At 62.0% G+C, this 19080-nt stretch carries 16 protein-coding genes; 3 read left to right on the forward strand and 13 right to left on the reverse strand.

The genetic code is table 11. From position 1 onward, the window contains the following. Positions 1–9: 9 nt before the first annotated feature. Positions 10–939 carry a carbohydrate ABC transporter permease gene (locus LB547_RS11060; protein ID WP_224656327.1) on the reverse strand — a complete coding sequence of 310 codons (930 nt, stop codon included), beginning with the start codon at positions 937–939 and terminating at the stop codon, positions 10–12. A gap of 89 nt (positions 940–1028) precedes the next feature. Then, positions 1029–2489, reverse strand: coding sequence for an ABC transporter substrate-binding protein (locus tag LB547_RS11065; protein ID WP_224655862.1), 1461 nt, complete (start codon positions 2487–2489; stop codon positions 1029–1031). A gap of 510 nt (positions 2490–2999) precedes the next feature. Between LB547_RS11065 and LB547_RS11070 the strand changes: the two genes are divergently transcribed. Then, the gene (locus LB547_RS11070; protein ID WP_084016063.1) at positions 3000–3254 is read left to right on the forward strand and encodes a helix-turn-helix transcriptional regulator; all 255 of its coding nucleotides are present in this window, start codon (positions 3000–3002) and stop codon (positions 3252–3254) included. On the opposite strand, the gene LB547_RS11075 is transcribed toward LB547_RS11070, so the two are convergent. The 5 genes from LB547_RS11075 to LB547_RS11095 all read right to left on the reverse strand — a co-directional run bounded on the left by LB547_RS11075 (position 3235) and on the right by LB547_RS11095 (position 9102). Next, positions 3235–4488: a tyrosine-type recombinase/integrase gene (locus LB547_RS11075; protein ID WP_064994668.1), complete on the reverse strand. Its 1254-nt coding sequence runs from the start codon at positions 4486–4488 to the stop codon at positions 3235–3237. The two genes, LB547_RS11070 and LB547_RS11075, sit on opposite strands and share 20 nt — an antisense overlap. Before the next feature lie 316 nt (positions 4489–4804). After that, complete coding sequence (guaA, locus tag LB547_RS11080) at positions 4805–6367, reverse strand: glutamine-hydrolyzing GMP synthase (protein WP_140498335.1); 1563 nt, start codon at positions 6365–6367, stop codon at positions 4805–4807. Positions 6368–6421: 54 nt separating this feature from the next. Beyond that, complete coding sequence (locus LB547_RS11085; RefSeq protein WP_140763328.1) at positions 6422–7090, reverse strand: 5'-methylthioadenosine/S-adenosylhomocysteine nucleosidase; 669 nt, start codon at positions 7088–7090, stop codon at positions 6422–6424. Between the two features lie 134 nt (positions 7091–7224). Next, the gene (locus LB547_RS11090) at positions 7225–7683 is read right to left on the reverse strand and encodes a PaaI family thioesterase (protein ID WP_027146613.1); all 459 of its coding nucleotides are present in this window, start codon (positions 7681–7683) and stop codon (positions 7225–7227) included. Positions 7684–7812: 129 nt separating this feature from the next. Beyond that, positions 7813–9102: an RsmB/NOP family class I SAM-dependent RNA methyltransferase gene (locus tag LB547_RS11095; RefSeq protein WP_140763331.1), complete on the reverse strand. Its 1290-nt coding sequence runs from the start codon at positions 9100–9102 to the stop codon at positions 7813–7815. A 319-nt stretch (positions 9103–9421) separates the two neighbouring features. On the opposite strand from LB547_RS11095, the gene LB547_RS11100 reads away from it, so the two are divergent. Beyond that, positions 9422–10099, forward strand: a complete 678-nt coding sequence (locus tag LB547_RS11100) for an MIP family channel protein (protein ID WP_140498338.1) — start codon at positions 9422–9424, stop codon at positions 10097–10099. 78 nt (positions 10100–10177) lie between these two features. On the opposite strand, the gene katG is transcribed toward LB547_RS11100, so the two are convergent. Continuing rightward, positions 10178–12376, reverse strand: coding sequence for a catalase/peroxidase HPI (gene katG / locus LB547_RS11105; protein ID WP_140763334.1), 2199 nt, complete (start codon positions 12374–12376; stop codon positions 10178–10180). Between the two features lie 125 nt (positions 12377–12501). On the opposite strand from katG, the gene LB547_RS11110 reads away from it, so the two are divergent. Beyond that, positions 12502–13410, forward strand: a complete 909-nt coding sequence (locus LB547_RS11110) for a hydrogen peroxide-inducible genes activator (protein WP_140763337.1) — start codon at positions 12502–12504, stop codon at positions 13408–13410. Between the two features lie 228 nt (positions 13411–13638). Here LB547_RS11110 and LB547_RS11115 read toward each other — a convergent pair whose 3' ends face one another. The 5 genes from LB547_RS11115 to LB547_RS11135 form a co-directional block, all read right to left on the reverse strand. Next, on the reverse strand, positions 13639–14322 hold the full coding sequence (locus LB547_RS11115) for an SGNH/GDSL hydrolase family protein (protein ID WP_140623944.1): 684 nt from the start codon (positions 14320–14322) through the stop codon (positions 13639–13641). Between the two features lie 92 nt (positions 14323–14414). Next, positions 14415–15368 carry an ABC transporter permease gene (locus LB547_RS11120; protein ID WP_140763340.1) on the reverse strand — a complete coding sequence of 318 codons (954 nt, stop codon included), beginning with the start codon at positions 15366–15368 and terminating at the stop codon, positions 14415–14417. 3 nt (positions 15369–15371) lie between these two features. Continuing rightward, a complete protein-coding gene (locus LB547_RS11125) occupies positions 15372–16334 on the reverse strand; it encodes an ABC transporter permease (protein WP_140515064.1) in 963 nt (320 codons plus the stop codon). Between the two features lie 9 nt (positions 16335–16343). After that, positions 16344–17855 carry a sugar ABC transporter ATP-binding protein gene (locus LB547_RS11130; RefSeq protein ID WP_140560418.1) on the reverse strand — a complete coding sequence of 504 codons (1512 nt, stop codon included), beginning with the start codon at positions 17853–17855 and terminating at the stop codon, positions 16344–16346. Positions 17856–17923: 68 nt separating this feature from the next. Further along, positions 17924–18970: a substrate-binding domain-containing protein gene (locus LB547_RS11135; protein WP_411961462.1), complete on the reverse strand. Its 1047-nt coding sequence runs from the start codon at positions 18968–18970 to the stop codon at positions 17924–17926. Positions 18971–19080 lie beyond the last annotated feature (110 nt).

Raw genomic sequence — 19080 nt, forward strand, 5'->3', positions numbered from 1 at the left:
GTCTGGCTCCTATTGCACGCGGCGGCGAACCGCCCGCCAGAGTTTCACGGTAAAGAACGCGCCGATCAACACGATGAGCCAGTTGACGACCATCAAGGCCGCGCCGCGGCCGAATGTAAGGTTCTGAAAAGCCGTGATGTAGGCTTGCACGGAAAGCGCCGAGGTCGAGTTTCCCGGACCGCCCTGCGTGGTTCCGAAGATGATGTCAAACTGGTTCAGGGACTCGATAAGCCGAAAGATCGCGGCGATCAGGATGTGGGGCGCGACCAGCGGCAGCTCGATGTTGACAAATGTGGCCCATGCCTTCCCGCCGTTGATGCGGGCGGCCTCGCGAATATCGTCCGTGATGCCCTGGAGCCCTGCGAAGATGATGAGCGCGAAGAATGGGGTGTAGGTCCAGACATCAATCATTATCACCGAAAGCAGTGCGGTCCTGGTATCCGAAATCCAGGCGAAAGGCGCCAGCCCGATCAGGGACAAAAGATAGTTCATGATGCCGCTCTGCGGGTTCATCATCGTCGTCCACATCAACGCGACACTCATGGGTGGAAGGACGAGGGGAAGTAGGATGACCGGACGCAAAGCCCTGGCCATGAACACGCCGGAGGCGAACAGTTTCGCGACTGCTAGGCCCAGCAGAGCCTCCATCACGACCGACGAGAGCGCGTAAGTTACGGTGACGCGAACACTGTTCCAGAAATCAGCCGTCCTGCCGAGCGCTATAAAGTTGGCGAAGCCGACGAACTTAGCGATCGGCCTGCCCAGGCGAAGGTCAGTCAGAGATTGGTAGACACCATAGAAGAACAGAAGAAGGAAGCCGAACAGGATAAGGACGGCAGGAAGAATGATTGCAAGGCTGAACCAGTCGATGGAACGCCCCTCCAGCGAATCCGAACCGGACGAAGCGCACGCGCCAGGTCCTTCGGCTGCCACCGGCACGATGGGTTTAAGTGCTTGGGATGACACGGCGTGGTCTCCGTCGTTGGCGGGAACAGGGCAGTGCAATAATACTGCCCTGTTCCTTTTGATCAGAGACCAGCGCGGATTTCTTCGGCAAGCGCCCTCAACGTTGTCTCGACGTCATCGCCGTTTACCATCTTCTGCATCGCCACAGCCCATGCGTTCATAGCTTCGCCGAAGCCGACACGCGGTGTGAAAGCCAGCGCGGCGTGGTCCTGTGTCTTTTTGAAGCTGTCAACGAAATTGTTGAACTCGGGCTGCGAAGCGTACTTAGTCCAGGTCTCGTCCTGCCAGGTCGACGTGCGCGGCGGATTGACGAGCTGGCCGGCAACGGCACCCTTGAGGGCCACCTGCTTGGAGGTGGCCCACTGCATGAACAGCCAGGCCGCGCCCTTCTTTTCGGAAGCCGCGTTCATGGCGAGAGCCCAGATCCAGATGTTGGAATCGAAGCTCGTGGCGTTCGGTGCGCGAAGCGGCGGAGCGAAGGCGATCTTGCCGGATGCCGGCTTTCCCGCAACATCGTTCCAGAAGCCGAACATGTTTGAGTCGATCGCCATCGCGGTGCGGCCAGACGAGATGCCGTCCACGACCTGGTACCAGTTATCATTGGCGAAGGAAGGAGCCGCGCACTTTTTGATCATGTCCACGTAATCCTTGTGGAACGCGATCGATTCCGGCGAATCCAGTCCCGTGTCGAGCTTGCCGTCCTTGACGACGAAATCGTGGACACCGTAAGAGCGGGCGATCGAGACTGCGGCGGTGTGGATACTGCTCCAGAAACGCACGCCTCGGACGCCCAACGGCGTGATGGAAGGATCGGCGGCTTTGAGTTCTTCGCACGCGTTTGCCATTTCCGGCGGAGTCGTCGGAACCGCGATGTTGTATTTGTCCAAGATATCCTTGCGGTAGAACAGCTGGATGTTCTCAAATGCGTGCGGGATTGCCCAGATTTGGCCACCATCCCCCGTTGCGACTTGGCCATCTTCCAGCTTCCAGGTAAGCGCCGAGCGTAGGCTCGGGAAGAAGTCGTTGAAGTCATATCCAGCATCGGTAAGCTTCGGATCGCCGAGGTATTTGTCCAGCGGCTCCAGAGCGCCACTCGGAGCGAGGTCCCACGCGGGCTGAATGCCAGTGCCGAACACATCCCATGCTGGCGACTTCGTCGTCAGTTGGATCGTCATCTTGCTCCAGTAGGAGTCGTCCGGGTACAGTTCCGGCGTGACCTTGATGCCGGTCAGCTTCTCAAACTCGGGAAGTTGCGCGGCCAGAGCATCGGCATACGGGTGGATGTCGTAGGCCCAAGTTATGCTGGTCCCTTCGAATTGGCGCCAGTTCATGGTTTCGGCAGCGGCCGAATTGGAGAGCGATGCCGAGACGGCAAAAAACGCTGAAGTCAAAAGCAAGCTGTTTGCGTAGCGACGGGCACCTGTAAAGAGTACGGCGAATGAGCGACCCATGTAATCCTCCCTGGGGCATTTTGCCAATTTCTGGGTCCACTCCTCCATCCCGAGTTCGCCCAAAGCCACCATAAGCGATTTCCAAATACCTCGCTCTGAATGCACCAGGCGAACTGGGTAAAAACGGGTAACCGGAATCTAAAGGTGTTGCAGTATCCCCATCAGGAATACTGCCTCCGTGGTGCTGGTCTTTGCCCGCGCCCTTCCGTGCGATCGGGACGCTGCCCGGTGACGACAACTACCAGCAGGCCGTAGGGAGGTACCCCATTGCCGCCGTTCATTCTTGCGGATCGGCGCGTAATAAACTGTCATTGAGGCTCGCGAAGTGGGTGTGCTCCTGAGCAAGACCTAGGCTTTTCGACCATCGCAAAGCTCGCCGGTTGGTCAAACGAGACGATGCGATCGTAGTTGAGAGCTATACTCAGATTGAAGCAGATGCGCGATCATTGGCCCGAAGGAGCCCTTGGTATGCAAATGGTCAAACGGGAGAAGCAAACTCAACACGAAAGCTGCCAAGGCATAGAGGCCGCGCCAGCGGATCGCTCCCTTCCGGTTCTACCTCACATTGCGGCGCGACAGGTCGTGCGAACTGTTCGCCGATCACAGTTGCGAGAAATCGTCCCGCTATCGGACACGACCATTTATGAAATGGAACAACGAGGCGAGTTCCCACGACGGTTCAATCTGACCCCCCGCTGCGTCGTTTGGGACCTGGGAGAAGTCGAAGCCTGGATTCAGGAACGGCGGAACGCGTCCTCTGCCGGTTCAATCGAACTGGCCCCAGGACCAGACGTGCGGTCACGGAAGAGAAGGCCCGTCAAATCGGATCGAGGATGACGGCTGCCCCGGAAATCGGCTGCAGTGTGGGTGCGTGTTTATTGCCAGCCGCCCACGCTTCAATCATGTCGGCCCATTCCTGCAGCATGTGGCGCCGCTGCGGTTCGTATTCAGCCTTGTTATAGACGCCCCGGGAGGAGCGACTGTCTTCGTGGGCAAGGCATTTTTCGATCCAATCGCGATTGAATCCGATCTCGTTTAGGAGCGTGGACCCGGTCCGCCGTAGATCGTGCACGGTAAAGGGAGCTAGCGGCAGATTTTGTTGTTTTGCGCGTTCCACAATCGCCATCGTAATCCGATTGAAGGTCGCGCGCGACATGGGTTCGTCGGCGTCGTAGCGAGATGGAAGCACGTATCGAGAGTTCGCGGCGCAAGTCTTAAGCGCAATCATGATGTCGAGGGATTGGCGGGACAGGTAGACGTTATGTGGCTTCTTCCGTTTCATTCGCTCTTTGGGAATGCTCCATAGCGCGTTCTCGAAGTCAACCTCATCCCACGTCGCGTCCAGAAGCTCACTTTTCCGAACCATCGTGAGCAGGATCAGCTTTACGCCCAGCCGAATGGTCGACAACGTCGGCACATTTTCCAACTCTTTCAGCATGAGTCGAATTTCTGCGGGTGACAACGCCCGGTCTTTCGCCTCGAAGGTGGCTATGGAAGCTGGCCCTACCTCGTCCGCCGGATTGGCGATCTTCTCGCCGTGCAGAATGGCATAACCATAGACCTGCTTAACGATATCCCGGACATGAATGGCCGTTGCCGGTGCGCCACGGTCCCTCACCTTTGCGCACAGCGCCCGCAAATCGTCCGATGTTATTTCTGCGAGGACCCTTTTGTCCCAAATCGGCAAGATGTCGCGATCAAAGACGGCTTTGCGCATCGAGCGCGTGCTGTCCGCCATCTTCGCCTCTTTAAACCATCTTCTGCCAGCATCGCCGAACGTGGCCGTCCCAGACAGGCGCCGCTTGTCACGCTGCTTTTCCTGGGCTGGCGATTTTCCGGCTGCAACCATTTTTCGTGCGGCAAGACAGCGGTCACGCGCCTCTGCAAGCGAGATGCCTCCCTCCCCATAGCGGCCAAGCGTCACTGTCTCTCGCCGACCATTTACTCGGTAGTCGTATCGGAATGATATCTGCCCTGTGGGAGCCACGGTCGCGTACATACCGTCACGATCAGTGACTTTGTATATTTTATCTTTTGGTTTCAGCTTCTTAAGTGCGATATCTGTGAGCATAGGAGGAGACGGACGGGCGCATCTAGGATTGTGAAACGCCTAATTTTACCGTCATTCGTTTTACCGTCAAGGCTCTGCGAGAGCCCATTGGATTCAATGCCTTACCTCGAAAGATGCCAACATGCTTGAGTCCGGCGCACTGACGGCATCAGTCTGCAGCGAAGATGACGCGAAAAGGAATGCCGTCAGATATACCGTCAAATGATTCCGCTTAGGGGCGATAGTCAGCGATAGACCTAGAGAGAAAAGAAGATAAGATTCAGAGGTTTAATGAAGTTTCTTCGATAGTCGCCGAATGCTGGCGAACGACCGACCTTTATTCCCACTCAATTGTTCCCGGCGGCTTCGACGTCACATCATAGACCACGCGGTTGATGCCGCGGACCTCGTTGATGATGCGGGTGGCGGCGGCGCCCAGGAAGGCCATGTCGTAGTGATAGAAATCTGCCGTCATGCCGTCGACCGAGGTGACGGCGCGCAGCGCGCAGACGAATTCGTAGGTGCGGCCGTCGCCCATGACGCCGACCGTCTGCACCGGCAAGAGCACGGCGAAGGCCTGCCAGATGGCGTCATAGAGGCCGGCCTTGCGGATCTCGTCGAGATAGATGGCGTCGGCTTCGCGCAGGATCTCCAGCTTCTCGCGCGTGATGCCGCCGGGGCAGCGTATGGCGAGACCCGGGCCCGGGAACGGGTGGCGGCCGATGAAACTCTCGGGCAGGCCGAGTTCCTTGCCAAGTGCGCGGACCTCGTCCTTGAACAGTTCGCGCAGCGGCTCGACCAGCTTCATGTTCATGCGCTCGGGCAGGCCGCCGACATTGTGGTGCGACTTGATCGTCACCGACGGGCCACCGGTGAAGGAGACGCTTTCGATGACGTCGGGATAGAGCGTGCCTTGCGCCAGGAAATCGGCGCCACCGAGTTTCTTGGCCTCTTCCTCGAACACCTCGATGAAGAGCCGGCCAATGGTCTTGCGTTTCTTCTCGGGATCCGCCTCGCCTTCGAGCGCACCGATGAAGCGATCCGACGCGTTCACCAGAATGAGCGGCAAATTGTAATGTTCACGGAACATCGAAACGACGCCGGCGGCCTCGTCTTTACGCATCAGGCCATGGTCGACGAGGATGCAAGTGAGTTGGTCACCGACGGCCTCGTGGATGAGCAGCGCGGCGACCGAGGAGTCGACCCCGCCCGAGAGCGCGCAGATGACCTTGCCCTTGCCGACCTGCTTGCGGATCGCCTCGACCGCGTGCTCGCGGTAGGCGCGCATCGTCCAGTCGCCCTCGATGCCGGCGATGTTGTGGACGAAATTCCTGAGCAGCCGGGCGCCGTCGGGCGTATGCACCACTTCCGGATGGAACATGATGCCATACATCTTGCGCTCGACATTGCCGAAGATGGCGAAGGGCGAGCCTTCCGACTTGCCGAACACCTCGAACCCCTTGGGCAAGGAGATGACGCGGTCGCCATGGCTCATCCACACCTGGTGACGCTGGCCGATTGCCCAGAGGCCCTCGAACAGCGGACTTTCCTTCTCGATCTCGACGAAGGCGCGGCCGAATTCGCGATGATTGGAGCTTTCGGCAACGCCGCCCATCTGCACGCACATGGCCATCTGGCCATAGCAGATGCCGAGCACCGGCACGCCGGCCTCGAAGACGATCTGCGGCGCCCGCGGACTGCCGATATCCGTGGTCGAGGCCGGACCGCCGGATAGGATCACGGCTTTTGGATTGATGCGCTTGAATGCCGCCTCGGCCGACTGGAACGGCACGATCTCGGAAAACACGCCGGCCTCGCGGATGCGGCGGGCAATGAGCTGGGTGAACTGGCTGCCGAAATCGACAATCAGGACGGTGTCGGGTTGATTGGCTGTTTTCATGGCGAGCGTTTAGAGAAAGAAACGAGTCGACGCAATGGGTTGCGAACCTGACTTTCAGACCGGTCCCGTCACGTCACCGGGAGATGCCGTCCGAAGCAAGCCCGAGCCGATCGCCTGTTCGAGGCGCATGACGGCATCCGCCAGCTTTTCGTCGATGACGTGCAGATATTCGGTCCAGTCGCCGACATGCCTGAGATCAGCCGCGCCGTCGGAAATGCCGCGCAGCCCAATCAGGGGCACCCCGAACAGTTGGCAGGCGCGCAGGCAGGCGAAGGTCTCCATGTCGACCATGTCGGCCGCGATGGCGTCAAAGGCCGCGCCGGTGATGATTGCGCCGCCCGTCGACAGCGTCGCCTCCTTTATGCCCGGGATGCGCAACGGCAGCGGCACCGTAACCGGCAAATCGAGAAATGGCGTCGCGCCTTTCTCGAAGCCGAGCGGCGAGGCGTCGATGTCGCGATAGCTGACCGAGACCGCCTGATAGATCTCCGTCTGCTCCAAAGTCCGGCTGCCGGCGGAGCCGAGCGACACGACGAGGTCCGGCAGCGCATCTTGCGACTTCAGCCAGGACAATTCGGCGCCAAGCCGGACGGCTGCCTCGATCGGGCCGACACCGGTCATCAGCGGGGTAAACAGCCGCTGTAGATGCGGCCCGTATTCGGCCTGCACCGCCATGACGAAGAGGACGTTCTTGCCGGACAGGCGCGACACTTTGTCGGTCATGATGATTTACTCCTCCCTGTCCTGCAGTCTTCACCGCCTGCTCGCCGGGACCCGCTGCCTGAGGCAGCTCCCGGCGTTCGTGGCCTTTCATCGTGCCACTGGCACGATGAATTCGCCTGCGGCGAACCTGCGACTCACCCAGCAATCCCGTCGCGGCCCACCATCGTCATCATGGTGCCGGTCATGGTGGCGATCAACTTGGCCTCGCCGTCGGCGGCGAAGGCATAGGCCTGGCCGTCGGCGACGATGATGGTGCGGCCGGGCTTGGTCACCGAGCCGCGGAACAGGAAGCGCTCGCCCCTGCCCGGCGCCAGCAGATTGACCTTGAATTCGATGGTCAGCACCCCGGAATTCTCCGGCATCAGCGAGAAGGCCGCATAGCCGCAGGCCGAGTCCAGCGCGGTCGAGATGACGCCGGCATGCAGGAAACCGTGCTGCTGGGTGAGTGCGGCCGAATAGGGCATCTCGATTTCGATGATGCCGGGCGTCACCAGCGTCAATTCGGCGCCGATGGTCGCCATTGCCTGCTGGCGCGCGAAGGACGCCCTGACGCGGTCCTCATAGTCCGGAGCGGGTACGATCTTTGCTGCCATGGCCGTCGCTGCTTTCACCTTTGCCGGAAAAGCTTATTGCAGAGGCGTGAGCGGCAAGCAATCATCCAATGCTGCACTGCAGCAATTTGGTCTCGAGGGCGCGCAGGACGGCTTCGCTTTCCGCTCCATTCAGGAAGCCCTACGCAGCGCGCAGATGTAGAAACCGTCGGTGCCGCTCAGCGCCGGCGACAGGCAGATACCGCCCAGCGCGCCGAGCCGCATCGCCGTTTCATGGCCGGGAAAACGGCTGTCCCAGAGCCGGCGATGGTCGACCGGGGCAAAACCGCCATTGCGCTGGCAAAACGCTGCGATCTGGTCGCCATTCTCCTCGTCGAACACCGAACAGGTGACGTAAACCAGCAGGCCACCCGGCTTGACGAAGCTGCTTGCGGTATCGAGGATCGCCATCTGCTCGCCCTTGCGGGCGTCGAGCTGCCTTTGCGTCAGCCGCCATTTGGCGTCCGGGCGCCGCCGCCAGGTGCCGCTGCCGGTGCAAGGCGCGTCGACCAGGACAAGGTCCATATGGCCAGTGAGCGGCGACAATTCCGCCGGCTTGGTGACGATCTGCACGTTGCGGTTTTCCGAGCGGCGGATGCGATCGAAGATCGGCGCCAGCCGCGCCTTCTCGGCATCATGGGCGAAGACCTGACCCGTATTGCCCATCGCCGCCGATAGCGCCAGCGTCTTGCCGCCGGCGCCGGCGCAGAAATCGAGCACCTGCATTCCAGGCTCGGCACCGGCAAGAGCGGCGGCGATTTGCGATCCCTCGTCCTGGACTTCGAACCAGCCCTTCTGGAAAGCCGGCTCGGCCTGCACGTTGGGATGCCGGCCGTCGCCGTCGATCGGCGGAATGCGAATGCCGTGCGGGGCGATAGGGGCTGGCTTGGCGCCGGCTTCGGTAAGTTCCGCCAGCACTTTGGCCCGATCGGCCTGCAAAGTGTTGACGCGGATGTCGAGCGGCGGGCGGGTGGCGAGCGCCGCGCCCTCCTCGACCCAGGCCTCGCCAAAGGCGCGTTGCAGAAGCGGCTCGCACCAATCCGGTATGTCGGCGCGCACCGCGGGCGGCGCGTCGGCAACCCGCCGCTCTTCGGTTGCCTGGAGTTCCGCGGGCGTCAGCAGCGGCGGCGCGAACTTGTCGCCGTCGAGCGCTTCGTTAAGCGAGCGCGCGGTCTGGCCCCATTCGAGCAGCAGGGCGCCGAAGCCGATGGCGCGCGGCGTGTCCTCGCCCAGCAGCCAGCCTGCCGAGCGCTTGCGGCGCAGCGCATCGTAGACGATGTTGCCGATCGCCGCGCGATCGCCGCCGCCGGCAAAGCGGTGCGACAGGCCCCAGTCCTTCAGCGCATCGGCCACCGGCCGATGACGCCGGCCAATGTCTTCCAGCACTTCGATGGCCGCAGCCAGCCGTCCGCCTAGTCGCATTCTTCAGTCCACCAAATCGCGCGCATCATCTCGGCCTGCTCTTAGAGCCTTTCACGGTGAGATTGAACCCCGCCCCGGCTCGCGACGACAGGCAACCTGTCGGGCGATCGGCGAAAACCGCCCGAGCAGTAAATCTTCCGGTGTGGTCAACAGCAGATCGTCAATAGATGCAAGCTCTCTAATGTTCTTAACTGGCGGCTGCAAGCACGGTAGGGATGCGACAGCTCAGCTTTCCAAGTTTTTCGGTTGGGAATACTCTTGACGCCATGATTCGCGGCGCGGAAAGCGTGGACCGGCGGATCGTCACGAGGAGATGGCAATGAAGACTTATCTGGCGGAAGTTCTAGGCACATTCCTGTTGGTGTTCATCGGTACCGCGTCGGTGGTGACGGGTGGCTTCGGCGGCGCACTGCCGCTCGGGCAGGAAGGCATCGGGCTGGCCTTCGGCATCGGCCTTATCGCGGCCGCCTACGCGATCGGCCCCATTTCGGGCGCGCATCTCAACCCGGCTGTGACACTCGGCGTGTTCCTTGCCGGCCGGTTGCCGGCCAAGGACGTCATCCCCTACTGGATCGCGCAGATCATCGGCGCCATCCTGGCATCGCTGGCGCTGTGGATCATCGTCTCCGGCCAGGCCGGGGGACACACTGGCGGCTTCGGCGCCAATGGCTGGGACGAGACGAAATGGGGCGTCTCTTCCGCGTTCCTGTGGGAGCTGATCGGCACCTTCACCTTCGTCACCGTGATCCTCGGCGTTACCGCGGAAAGGCATGCGACGGCCTTCGCCGGACTGGTCATCGGCCTGACGCTGGCGGGTATCCACTTCGCCATGATCCCGGTGACCGGCACATCGGTCAATCCGGCCCGTTCCATTGGCCCGGCGCTGTTCTCGGGCGGCGCCGCGATCAGCCAGCTCTGGCTGTTCATCGTCGCGCCGCTGATCGGCGGCGCCATTGCCGGCGTCGTCGCCAAGGCGCGCGTCTTCGAAAAGGACTGATTTCGAAAGCCTGGACAAGAAAAAGGCGCGGGGCCGAGCCCCGCGCCTTTTTCTTGGGTCGAGAAGTCCTTGCTCGGATCAGGCAGCGATGTCGAACCGGTCGGCGTTCATCACCTTGGTCCACGCCGCAACGAAATCCCTGGCGAATTTCTGCCCGGCATCCGCGGACCCGTACACCTCAGACAGCGCACGCAGTTGCGCATGCGAGCCGAAGATCAGGTCGGCGCGGGTACCGGTCCACCTGACCGCCTTGGTCTTGCGGTCGCGCGCTTCGTAGATCTCATCCAACCCGGCGGCCGGATCCCAGACCGTGTTCATGCTGAGCAGGTTGACGAAGAAGTCGTTCGTCAGCGTGCCCGGCCTGTCGGTGAACACGCCGTGCCTGGACTTGCCGGTATTGGCGCCGAGCACCCGCAGGCCGCCGACCAGCACCGTCATCTCCGGCGCGGTCAGCGTCAGCAACTGTGCCCGGTCGACCAGCATCGCCTCGACCGACATCGGCTGCGGCCCCCGGACATAGTTGCGGAAGCCGTCGACTTTTGGCTCGAGTGCGGCAAAGGAGGCGACATCAGTCTGTTCCTGCGAGGCATCCATGCGGCCCGGCGTGAACGGCACCTTCACCTCGTTGCCGCCATCCTTTGCCGCCTTCTCGACCGCGGCGACGCCGCCGAGCACGATCAGATCGGCCAGCGAGATCTTTTTCCCGCCGGTCTGTGCCGCGTTGAAAGCCTTCTGGATGGATTCGAGCGTGGCAAGCACCTTGCCCAATTCAGCAGGCTGGTTGACGTCCCAGTCCTTCTGCGGCGCCAGCCGGATGCGGGCGCCATTGGCGCCGCCGCGCTTGTCGGAACCCCTGAACGTCGAGGCCGAAGCCCAGGCGGTCGAGACCAGTTCGGAAACTGACAGGCCCGAGGCCAGGATCTTGGCCTTCAGCGATGCGATATCCTGTTCGCTGACCAGTTCATGGTCGACGGCCGGGATCGGATCCTGCCAGATCAGCTCCTCCTTCGGCACGAGCGGGCCAAGGTAGCGAACGACCGGGCCCATATCGCGATGGGTGAGCTTGAACCAGGCGCGGGCAAAGGCATCGGCGAACTGATCCGGATTCTGGTGGAACCGCCGCGAGATCTTCTCGTAAGCCGGGTCGACCCGCAGCGCGAGATCGGTGGTCAGCATGGCCGGCGCGCGGCGCTTCGAGGGATCATGCGCGTCCGGCACCGTGCCGGCACCTGCGCCGCCCTTAGGCGTCCACTGATGGGCGCCGGCCGGGCTTTTCGTCAATTCCCATTCGTAGTTGAACAGGTTGTCGAAGAAGTTGTTGCTCCATTTGGTCGGCGTCGTGGTCCAGGTGACCTCGAGCCCCGAAGTGATGGCATCGCCGGCAATGCCTGACGCGTGCTTGCTCGACCAGCCGAGGCCCTGCGCCTCGATGCCGGCGCCTTCCGGCTCGGCGCCAACCAGCGAGGCATCGCCGGCGCCATGGGTTTTGCCGAAGGTGTGGCCGCCGGCGATCAGCGCCACCGTCTCCTCGTCATTCATCGCCATGCGGCCGAAGGTTTCCCTGATGTCGCGTGCCGAGGCAAGCGGATCAGGCTTGCCGTTCGGGCCTTCCGGATTGACGTAGATCAGGCCCATCTGCACGGCCCCGAGATGGCCGCGAAGCTCGCGGTCGCCGGAGTAGCGCTCGTCGTCGAGCCATTTGGTTTCCGATCCCCAATCGACGTCCTGCTCGGGTTCCCAGACGTCGGCGCGGCCGCCGGCGAAGCCGAAGGTCTTGAAGCCCATCGATTCCAGGGCGACATTGCCGGTGAGGATCAGCAGGTCGGCCCAGGAAATCTTGCGGCCATATTTCTGCTTGACCGGCCACAGCAGGCGGCGCGCCTTGTCGAGATTGGCGTTGTCAGGCCAGCTGTTGAGCGGTGCGAAACGCTGCTGGCCGGCGCCGGCGCCGCCGCGGCCGTCACCGATGCGGTAGGTGCCGGCGCTGTGCCAGGCCATGCGGATGAACAGCGGCCCGTAATGGCCGAAGTCGGCCGGCCACCAATCCTGCGAATCCGTCATGACATGGTGCAGGTCCTTGATCACCGCGTCGAGATCGAGGCTCGCGAACTCCTTGGCATAGTCGATGTCCTCGCCCATCGGGTCGGAGAGCTTCGACTGCTGGTGGAGAACACCGAGGTCCAGCTGGTTGGGCCACCAGTCACGGTTGGTCCTGGCACCGGGTCCATGCGCGACAGGGCATTTGCCCGCGCTGTTGTCGTCGGTTTTCGCGTCCATCTTGCACTCCAATTTTGCCGAGGGTTCCGGGCAGCCAGCGCCGCCATCCTGGAATGATTCCAGACTAGGCCAGCCTGCCGATAAAAACAAATTGCCTTTCCTGTTCCTTTCAATAGGATTTTCTTATGATAGGCCTAACCGTCCGCCAGATGCATTATTTCGACGCACTTGCGCAGACGCTGCATTTCGGGCGTGCGGCGAAACTTGCAGGCGTGAGCCAGCCGGCGCTGTCCTCGCAGATCGCGGAAATGGAGCAGCGGCTGAACTGCCGGCTGTTCGAACGCGGCGGCAAATCGGTGCGCATGACCGACGAGGCGGCAGCCCTTTTGCCGCGCATCGAACGCATCCTTTCCGACATACGCGAGGTCGAGACCATCGCCCGGCGTGGCCGCCCTGCCATGGGAGGGCGCTTCCGGCTGGGCATCATTCCGACCGTCGCGCCCTATCTTTTGCCGCGTGCGCTGCCCGAGCTGAAAATGCATTTCCCGGACTTGATGCTCGAACTGCGCGAGGCGGTGACCGCCTCGCTCGTCGAGGACATCGCGTCGCAAAAGCTCGATGCTTTCATCGCCGCGCTTCCGCTCGACCATCCCGGCCTGGTGACGGAGGCTTTGTTCCCCGACCGGTTCTTCCTGGCCGTGCCGTCAGGCGATCCGGCTTTCGCCTCGCCGCCGGTGCCGCCCGAAAGCCCGGCGCTGGAAAGGCTGATGCTGATGGAGGAGGGTCATTGCCTGCGCGAACAGGCGCTGGCTGTCTGCGGCAATGTGCGGCCGGTGGCGATGGCAAGCTACGGCGCCACCAGCCTGACCACGCTCTTGCAGATGGTGGCGCACGGGCTCGGCGTGACGCTGATCCCGGAAATGGCCACGGGACCTGCCGGCACTATCCCCGATCTCAAGATCGTGCCGTTCCAGGAACCCATGCCGCAGCGCACGATCTGCTTCGCCTGGCGGCGCAACAGCACCTTGCGCAATGAGTGCATGGAGCTGGCGAAGATCATTCGAGGGTTGGGAGCGGCGGTGCAGGCGGCGTGAAGGACGAGGAGCCCAAGCTTACTATCGGCCCAGGCAAACCTCGAATGTGCGCTTGTTGAACGGCTTGAGTGGATAGCTCGTCTTCATAAAAGCAAGTGGGTCAAGTGCCACGGAACGTGTTGGGCAGAATTACGGACCAGGCTCATCGTTGGGTCCACAATGGCATACAGGAAGAATGCGACACGCCTGCGAACCGGCCTGTTGCGCAAGCCGGCGGGCGTTGCGACTTCAGGCGGCGGTGCTGGCGCGGCTTGGCTCAAGAATAGACTTGACCTTGTCGGCGACCGCGCGGCCGAGATCGGCGTTGTTGCCAGCGGTGAAATGGATGCCGTCGACACCGTCTGTCGTGACGAAATCGCCGGCATTCAGGAAGTCGATCTTCATGAAATCCGCCATCGCCTTGTACTGCCTGGCCAGCTCCCTGGACTTTTCGTGGCCGCCGCCGAACATACCCTCGAACCAGGGATCGGGCATCGGGGTCAGCGGCGGCGGCGCGATGACCAGCGCCTTCGGAGCCGGATAAGGCGTGCCGATACCGCCGGCGCTCGTCAGGATCTGCCCGACCAGTTTCGCCATTCCGTTGGCGATCTCGTAGGGTGTCCGGCGAAAATAGGACTTCGTGTCATTGGTGCCCAGCATGACGATGACCAGATCCAGCGGCAGATGGCTGGCGATGGCCGAGGGCAGATAATTGGCGCCATTGAGGCGCGGATCGTTGGGATCGTCGAGACAGGTCGTGCGCGCGCTCAACCCTTCTTCGATGATATGGTAGCCCGCTCCCAGCGCCGCCGCCATCACGCCCGTCCAGCGCTGGTCATAGGGGTAGCGGTAGGTCGGCGACCCTTCCTTGACCGGAACCCAGCCCCAGGTCAGCGAGTCGCCGTAGCACATGATGTTTTTTGGCGGTGACATCCATGTTTCTCCATCGGTTTGCAGTTGTCTGAACGTGCAGATTTATCAATCCAGGCGAACGCCGGTGCCGGCATGCCTTTGGCTGTTTCGATTTATGGGGTTCGCACGCGCACTCCATAGAAGATCGCCGCGCCGAGGATGATGACGCCCTGGGCGATGAGCTTGCCGGGTTCGTCGATGCCGAGCACCGTCATCACGACGAACAAAAGCGCGAAGCACAGAGAGCCGAAGAAAGGTCCCCAGACGCCGCCGTCGCCGCGACCGAAGGCGACGCCGCCAAGGATCGTCGCCGCGACTGCCAGGATCGGCAGGTCGAGACCGACGCGCACGCTGCCGACGGCGATTGAACCTGTCTGTACCAGGGCCGCGATCGCCGCGATCAGGCCGGCGAGCGTATGCGCCAGGATGACCGTGCGCTGGACCGGCACGCCGGAAAAATGGGCGGCTTCGGCATTCTCGCCGACAGAGGCCACGTAACGACCAAACACTGTCTGCGACAGAAGCAGCCACACCGCGGCGGTCAGCATAATCCAGAACAGCACCGGCGTCGGAACCGACAGGAACTTCGTGTTGTAGAGGTCGTTGAACAGTTTCGGCACATCGCCGGGTGGATTGCCGCTCGACAGGAACTGCACCAGTCCGACCAGGATGATGCTGACGGCCAGCGTGACTATGACGGCCGACACCCGCCGGATGCCGATCATGAAGCCGTTGAACAGGCCAATGACGAGGCCCGTGGCGAGCGCCAGTACGACGAAGAAGGGCAGCGACGCGCCCGGGAAACTGCCCGACGAGATGAAATAGTTGATCAGCAGGATGATGCCGCCGCCGGAGAGGTCGATCGACTTCACGCGCATGACGACGAGCTGCCCCAGCACGAGAATGCCGAGCGGAACGATCTGCCTGATGAAGATGCCCATGATGTTGAGGTTGAGCATGTTCGGCCGTGCGACCCACAGCGTGGCCAGAAGCACGAGGAAGACAAAGTAGGACGGCGGTATGCGAAGCAGACGCCGGGCGATCGGGTTTGCGAGAACGGCAGTCATCGCTCAGAGCCCCATCTTCTTGCGGGATTGCAGCCCGACCACGGCCAAGAGGATGCCGCCCTTGATCGCCGTCTGGACAAAGGGCGAGACGTTGGCGAGGTTCATGCCATTGGCCAGCAGTGCCATCACAAGCGCGCCGATCACCGTGCCGTGCAGGCTGCCGATTCCGCCTGAAAGCTGGGTGCCTCCAAGTGCCACGGCGGTGACCGTGTCGAGTTCGAAAAGCAACCCGACATTTGGATCACCCGACACGATGCGCCCGGCCAGGAAGACACCGGCAACGGCCGCGAAACAGGAGCAGACCACATAGGCGAGGATGATGTTGCGGCGATCGGAGACGCCGAAATTGCGGGCAGCGCTTTCGGCCCCCGACGCGATGCCGCCGCCGATCGCAAACAGATGCAGGCCGTATCGCGATCCGTAGAGCAGCTTCCAGGCCAACAGCATCACGACGATTCCCCAAAAGACCGGATAAGGAATACCGAGGAAACTGCCTGAGACGGCAGCAATGACGATCTCCGGAACGGTGCCGCCGGAGACGGGACGCAAGATGCGCGTGATGCCAAGGACAATGTACTGCGTCGATAGCGTGGCGATGATTGGATGGACGTTGAAACGGGTGATCGCCAGGCCGTTGATCAGCCCGATGAATGCGGCCAGCACGAAGACCGCCGGGATCAGCACGATCGCCGGCTGGTCGAGCGCCAGCACCGCCGTCGTGAAACTGATGACCGAGCCGACCGACAGATCGAGCCCGCCGACGAGCACGACGACGAGTTGTCCGGCCGCCGCGATGACCAGCGGCATCGCCTGCGCAACCAGGTTGAAAAGGTTTTCGGCCGTTGCGAACTGCGTCGTCTGAACCGACAGCCACAGCGAAATGAGCAAGGCAACCAACAATGGCAGACCCCATTGGCCCTGCCGTGTGTTCCGGCCACTCACGATGTTGGACAGGCTACGATACATGGAAGGCCCCTAGTGCCGGCGCGCCGAGCCGCCCGTCAGGGCCGCGTCAAGGATCTTGTGCTCCGTCGCCTGTGCTGCCGGCATTTCGGCCACGACTGTGTCGTGGTGGACGACATAGATGCGGTCGCACAGCCCGATCAGCTCGATCGTCTCGCGCGACAGCACCAGCACCGCGCCACCCTTGCGGGTGAAGTCGCGCAGCAGATGGTAGATCTCGGACTTGGCGCCGATGTCGACGCCACGGGTCGGCTCTTCCACCAGGAGAAGATCGAGATCCGCGGCGAGGTAGCGGCCGAGCAGCACTTTTTGCTGATTGCCGCCCGACAGCGAACCGACCGGAGCGGACGGCCCTGTCGCCTTTATGTTCATGACATCCATCATGCGGGCGATGACGCTTCGATAGGGCCGCGCCGGCGCAAGTTCGCGTCGCCTCGAATGCAATCCGATGGCGATGTTGTGGGCGATCGGCAAAGCGAGAAAGAGCCCCTCCTCCTTGCGGTCCTCGGGGACGAAACCGACCTTCAGCTGCTGCAAATGGCGAACGCCTGATGATGTCGAGAGCGGCATGTCGAGCGTTTTGCCGTTGATGGAAATCGTCCCGGCAAAAGGATGGTAGCGGCCGATGAGGGAGCGCAAGAAGCGCTGCTGGCCCTGTCCCTCAAGCCCGGCGAGGGCGACGATCTCGCCCTTGTGCAACGTCAGCGACAGAGGCTGCGATGTCTCGGTGATCCTGAGATTCTCGACGCGCAGGATTTCGCCGCCCCTGTCGCCCGTGCGATCTGGGAACAGGTCCTGGAGTTCGCGCCCGACCATCATGGCGATGAGTTCGTCTGTCGTGATCTCGGACACCGTCCTGGTGCCGACCAGTGCGCCGTCCTTCAGCACCGTCACAGTGTCGCACAGCTCGAAGATTTCCTCCATGCGATGCGAAATGTAGACGATTGCCTTTCCCCTATCGCGCAGGCGGCGGATATTGCGGTTGAGCACATCGACATCGGCCGCGTTGAGCGCCGCTGTCGGCTCGTCGAGAATAAGCACGCCGGCGTCGGCCTGGATGCAATGCGCGATCTCGACGAATTGCCGCTCGGCAATGGTCAGGTTGGCAACGAGTTGCGAGGAGTCTAGCGTGAGACCGAGTTCGCCGAGTGCCTTGGCGGTTCGGCTGTTCATCGCGGAATAGTCGATCGAGCCGAACCGGTTCGTCGGCTCCCGGCCGAGAAACATGTTCTCGGCGATCGACAGATTAGGCAGCAGCGAGTGTTCCTGGAAAACGGTCGAGATGCCGGCATCGAGCGCGGCGCGCGGTGACTTCAGATCGAGCTTTTCCCCATTCATGAAGATCCCGCCGGAATCGGGCTGATACACGCCCGCCAGGATCTTCATCAAGGTCGATTTTCCGGCGCCGTTCTCGCCCATCAGGGCGTGAACGCTGCCGGCCTTCAGATCGAGGGAAACGGAGTGGAGCGCCTTGCTTCCCCCGAATGCCTTCGAAATGTGCGACATCTCGATAAGATTGGCCACTAAACCCTCGCTTCACCACTGGAAGGGCCCGCGGGGACGCTTGTCCACTCCCCGCCGGCCACGGCGTGTCACTTCTTGCCGTAATATTCCTTGAGCTTGTCTTCGGGGAGTTCGCTCGGCCACCAGACATTGGCCGTCAGGTCGTCGCGATAGTATTTCGCGGCCTTGTCCTTGTCCCAGCCATCAGGGTTGTAGACATAGCGCTTGTAGAGTTGCTTGCCCTCGAGCAGGGCTACAGCGGCGCGCACGCCGGCAGCACCCTGGGCCGGGCTGTATTCCGGAGAGATCGACTTGAATCCATCCGTGATCCACTGGCCGAAATAGCCATTGTTGCCCTCGCCCGAAATCGGCGGGATCGGCGTGCCGAACTGCTTGAAGACATCGACGCAGGCGCGCGTCATGTCGGCGCCGGACGACCAGATGCCGTCGACCTGCGGATTGTTCAGATAGAGCGTCTCGCACAGCTTCTTGGCCTTGTCATACTGCCAGTCGCCATGCTCCTCGGCGATGATCTGCACATGTGTGCCCTTGAGCGATTCCAGTAGCCCGTTGTAGCGGTTGGTGTCTTCCGGGTGGCCGGCAAGGCCGCGCAGGACCCAGATCTTGCCGTTGTCGCCAACGGTTTTCACCAGCCAGTCGCCCATCACCTTGCCGAAGTGCTCGGCTCCACCTTGGATTTCGGTGGTGTAGGCATCGGAATCGATGCGGCCGGTGTGAAGGATGACGGGGATGCCGGCGGCGACCGCCTTGGCGATGCTGGCGTTGGCGGACGTGCTGGTCACCGGCTGAACGATGATCGCGTCGACATGCTGGGCGATCAGATCCTCGATATCGGCTACCTGCTTCTTCTGGTCGAAGCCGGCATCGAGCAGGATGAACTTCGAGATGCGCTTGTCCTTCGCCGCGGCATTTTCCGCCTCATGCGCGACCTGCACGGTCCAGGTGTTGGCGTTGACGCCGAAGTCGCTCATTCCGATGACCCAGGGGGGATCCTTCTTGAATGCGCCGGCCTCGGTCATGCGCGTGTCGTCGGGGCGCGGCGCGACGCCGTCCATCAGCTTGACATCTTCCGCGTGCGCCAGGGACGTTACGGCAAGCGCTGATACAACGAGCATCCCCAGCCCGACGGTTTTCAGCAATCCTAACATTGAACTCCTCCTTGTGGTTGCTCCAGCCGTACGGACGCGCACGGGCCGCGAGACGCTCTCCCGATGCATGCCTGTCG

Origin of the sequence: Mesorhizobium sp. B264B1B (genome assembly GCF_020165765.1) — a bacterium.
In the GTDB taxonomy this organism is placed as follows: Bacteria; Pseudomonadota; Alphaproteobacteria; order Rhizobiales; family Rhizobiaceae; genus Mesorhizobium.